Raw genomic sequence first — 3552 nt, forward strand, 5'->3', positions numbered from 1 at the left:
AATTACGTTGAGAATCGTCAAGCCACAGGAAGGACTTCGGCGAATCCGGCGACGACATCGGCAGCCGACGGTTGGTCGGAGACGGAGCCGCAGGACAGGCCGCAGTACATTGCCATTTCCTCGATCCGGCCGGTGGTAGCCACGGTGGGCACCGCAGCGCTGAAGCGAGGCACCAGATACGACCGGTCCTCGACCGACGTCCGGCCGATGAACTTCTTCGGTTGTCCCGGGTCCTCGGTCACCGGTGTGGCCAGCACCCGGTGGCGTCGACCCGGCCACCCGATCTCGTAGACATCCGTGATCACCGTGTCGGCACCGTCGGCCGCGCAGACCGCCGCCTTGAAGTGGGGGTGAGCCCAGGACTCCCGCGCCACGACGAACGCCGTTCCCAGCAGGACCCCGTCGGCTCCGGCGGCCACCGCCTGCGCCGCGTCGGCCGGCGACCCGATGCCGCCCGCCGCGACGACGCAGGCGTTGGGCAGGCGGTCGCGCACCCGGGCGACCAGTTCGTCCCGGCGCGACACACCGAGCAGGTGCCCACCCGCCTCGGTGCCCTGCGCCACCACAACAGCACCTCGCTCCGCCGCCAGCACTGCGTCCTCGACGGTGCCGACCTGCACCACGAGAGCACGGCCGGACGCGGCGACCTGGTCGAACACCGCCTCCTCGGGCATGCCGAACAGCGACACGTAGACGTACGGCGGCGTCTCGGCGAGTACCTGACCCACCTGGCGGGCGAGGTCGTCGGGACCGACCACCTCCGGGATGAGGTTCACGCCGACCGGGCGCGACGTTCCCTCGACCAGCCGGCCCAGCACCGCCGACAGCGCCTCGCCCATGAGCTTGTAACCGCCCACGCAGCCGGCGGCGCCCGCGTTGGAGACCGCGCACGCCAGTTCCGTGCCCGCGACGCCACCCATGCCCGACTGGAGCAGGGCCACGTCGGTGCCGAGTACGGTCGCCACGCTCGATCGCATCAGCCCAGGCTCTCCACGGCGGACAGCGCGGCCTCGACACTGCCGAAGCGCGCCGTCAGCGTGTGCACCCACCGCTCGACGCCGAACGCCAGACAACTGGTGTGGGCGGTGTCGCCACCGGCCTGGATCTCGCATCGCTCCCCGAAGAAGTTCCGGTGGTAGTTGACCGAGCCGATGGCCAGGCCCTCCACGACGAACTCCTCCTTCACCGGGAACAGCCGCTGCATCTTCGCCTTGCCGCTGTTCTTGTCGAAGAACGGGTCGGTGGCCACTTCGAGCTTGACCTCGAGGCCGAGTTCGGCGCAGAGCGCCAACACCGCGTCCTTGGCCCGACCGAGGTGCTGCTTGGCCCCCTCCTCCTGACCGATGAAGACGATCTCCCGCATGGAGAAGCCGAGCAGGCGCTGCAGGCCGTCGTAGTGCTCCTCGTTACGGAAGCAGGTGCCCATGGTGGTCCGCAGAACTCCGTCCACGGGCAGCACCGAGTTGGCCAGGTCGAGGTAGATCGCGTAGCACGCGGCCGAGGGCAGGGCGAACTCGGCGGACCGCATCACGTCGGCCGGCACCTGCTCCAGCGGCCTGGACGCCGTCGCCAGCAGGGTGCCCACCCGCTCCGGGTCGAGTCGGGCGGCCGCCAAGCCGAGATGCGGGAAGTTGTCGTAGTAGTCGAAGGTGTCCAGGTCCCGGGTACGCAGCAGGAACGGGAACCGGAACTCCTCGGCGCCCCAGCCGTCCCCCAGGCGCCGGAACACCGCGTCGACCGCCCGCAGCAACCGCAGCTGGCTACCGTCGAGAACCCTCAGGCCATTGTCGGTAACGGTGGTCATGACGCCGCCTTCTGCTTCAGGAACCGCGCCCCGATCGCGTTGAGGGTGCGGAAGTCGTCGAGGTCGAGGTCCTCGGGGTCGATCGACTCGCCGGTGAGTTCCTCCAGCAGGAAGATGAACTCGACGAAGGCCAGCGAGTTGATCGCCCGGCTGTCGATCAGGTCGAGATCGTCGTCCAGCCGTTCGAGTTTGGGGTTGCGGTCCAGGATGAACTCCCGCACCGCCTGCATCGGTTCGGTTCTCACTTGACCAGTTCCCTGCCCACACCGGCCTTCGTCAGGAAGGTGCGCGTCCGCTTGAGGATCCGCTCGTGCGCGGCGTGACGGGCCGGGTGCTCCAGCGCACGGCGCCGCAGAGCCAACGCGTCCGGGATGCCGGCGTCGCGGTAGGCCGCGGGGTTGTAGAGGGTGGCGATGCTGTACCGCAGGTAGTTCTCCAGGTACTCGGCGACCAACGGCACCTCGGCCGGGTCACGCTTGGCCACCTGGCCGAGCAGGTTGGTGAAGATCATCCGGCCGAACGCGACGTGCCTGCTCTCGTCCTGGTGGTGCACCCGGTTGATCTCACGGGCGATGTGCGGCAACGACTCGTCGGTGGCCATGTACGCGTTGTAGTGGTCGACGATCTCCTCGAAGATGAGGATGCGGGCGAACACCACCAGTTCACGGGCCACCGGCGACAGGTGCTCCACCGAGTCGGCCTGCAACGTCGGCTGGGCCGGGTAGAGCTTCCCCCCGTAGCGCAGGCAGAACTGCGCGAAGAACCACATGTGCTCGTTTTCCTCACCGATGAAGTGGTGGAGGAACTCCGATACGTTCGCGTAGGTCCGCTCGTGGATGCGCATCACGACTTCACTCATCAGCTCGCGGATGCCGTGGATGTTGAGGCTGAAGAAGTTGATCGCCTCGTACTTCGTGAGCGCGATCTGCTGCTCACGGGTGAGCTCGTCCCACATCGGCGTACCCGCGAGGGTGGTCAGGCTCTCGCTCATCCAGGGCATGTCGGGCTCGATGGCGTCCGGCCAGTCGAACAACGTGTACGGGTTGTAGTAGCCGGACTCGGCCATGTGCTCGAGCCGGTCCAGTTCCAGCTCGATCGGCTCGATCTCTCGTACCGCCATTGTCAGTCGTCCTCCCCGATAGGTGGTTCAAGAGGTCAGGTTCACCGCGCCGACCGGATGTCGGCACGCACCAACGCTGGCTGCGGCGAACCGCATTCGTGGCGTCCGAAGGACGCGTTGCCGGAAGCGGTGGACGGGATGACCTTGTTGTAGATCGATCCGAGGCACAGCTCCTGGAACTGCTCGGTGTTGGCCGACAGACGCGCCGCGAGCTGCGCCTTGGCGATGTCGACCGTCTTGGTCACTCCGTCCTCGTCAGTCACCTCGACGCAGGCGTGCGGCAGGTCGAGCGCGCCGCCGAGCACCCCGGTGAACCAGCCCCGCTTCGCCTCGGCGCGGTATCCCGCAGCCCGGAACCGCTCGGCCAGCAGCAGGCTCGCCGCGATGCAGCTCGTCACACCGAGTTCGTGCACGAGCGCGTAGTCGGCCTGCATCGGCACAGGGATCATCTGCCAGCGGTAGCCCGCGCTCAGGTAGTCGCGGGTCACCTTCCGCAAGGTCGGGGAGACCAGAGGGGTCCGCGCGCCGGTGTTGGTGACGGTCGCGGCGTACTCCGCCGACCCCTCGCTCGGCGCGAGCGGCGTGATCTCCTCAAGGTGACCGCCGAACCGAACCACGTCGGGTCCCT

The 3552-nt window shown here is 67.9% G+C and carries 5 protein-coding genes; all 5 read right to left on the minus strand.

The genetic code is table 11. The annotated features are described in order from the left end of the window. Positions 1–17: 17 nt before the first annotated feature. Complete coding sequence (locus tag Vlu01_RS27255) at positions 18–977, minus strand: NAD(P)H-dependent flavin oxidoreductase (RefSeq protein WP_204004988.1); 960 nt, start codon at positions 975–977, stop codon at positions 18–20. After that, on the minus strand, positions 977–1804 hold the full coding sequence (locus Vlu01_RS27260; protein ID WP_204004990.1) for a class-II aminoacyl-tRNA synthetase family protein: 828 nt from the start codon (positions 1802–1804) through the stop codon (positions 977–979). The genes Vlu01_RS27255 and Vlu01_RS27260 overlap by 1 nt, the downstream gene beginning before the upstream one ends. Further along, a complete protein-coding gene (locus Vlu01_RS27265) occupies positions 1801–2049 on the minus strand; it encodes a phosphopantetheine-binding protein (protein ID WP_204004992.1) in 249 nt (82 codons plus the stop codon). Before Vlu01_RS27265 ends, Vlu01_RS27260 begins: the two co-directional genes overlap by 4 nt. After that, positions 2046–2924, minus strand: a complete 879-nt coding sequence (locus Vlu01_RS27270) for a diiron oxygenase (protein ID WP_204004995.1) — start codon at positions 2922–2924, stop codon at positions 2046–2048. Before Vlu01_RS27270 ends, Vlu01_RS27265 begins: the two co-directional genes overlap by 4 nt. 41 nt (positions 2925–2965) lie before the next feature. Beyond that, positions 2966–3552: hypothetical protein (locus Vlu01_RS27275; protein ID WP_204004998.1), on the minus strand; the 587-nt coding region annotated here is incomplete at its 5' end.

The organism is Micromonospora lutea (assembly GCF_016863535.1).
Lineage (GTDB): Bacteria > Actinomycetota > Actinomycetes > Mycobacteriales > Micromonosporaceae > Micromonospora > Micromonospora lutea.

What these genes read in the sequence shown, in the direction of transcription:
- Vlu01_RS27255 (WP_204004988.1), bottom strand. Translation starts at nt 977, where the DNA reads ATGCGATCGAGCGTGGCGACCGTACTCGGCACCGACGTGGCCCTGCTC.
- Vlu01_RS27260 (WP_204004990.1), bottom strand. Translation starts at nt 1,804, where the DNA reads ATGACCACCGTTACCGACAATGGCCTGAGGGTTCTCGACGGTAGCCAG.
- Vlu01_RS27270 (WP_204004995.1), bottom strand. Translation starts at nt 2,924, where the DNA reads ATGGCGGTACGAGAGATCGAGCCGATCGAGCTGGAACTGGACCGGCTC.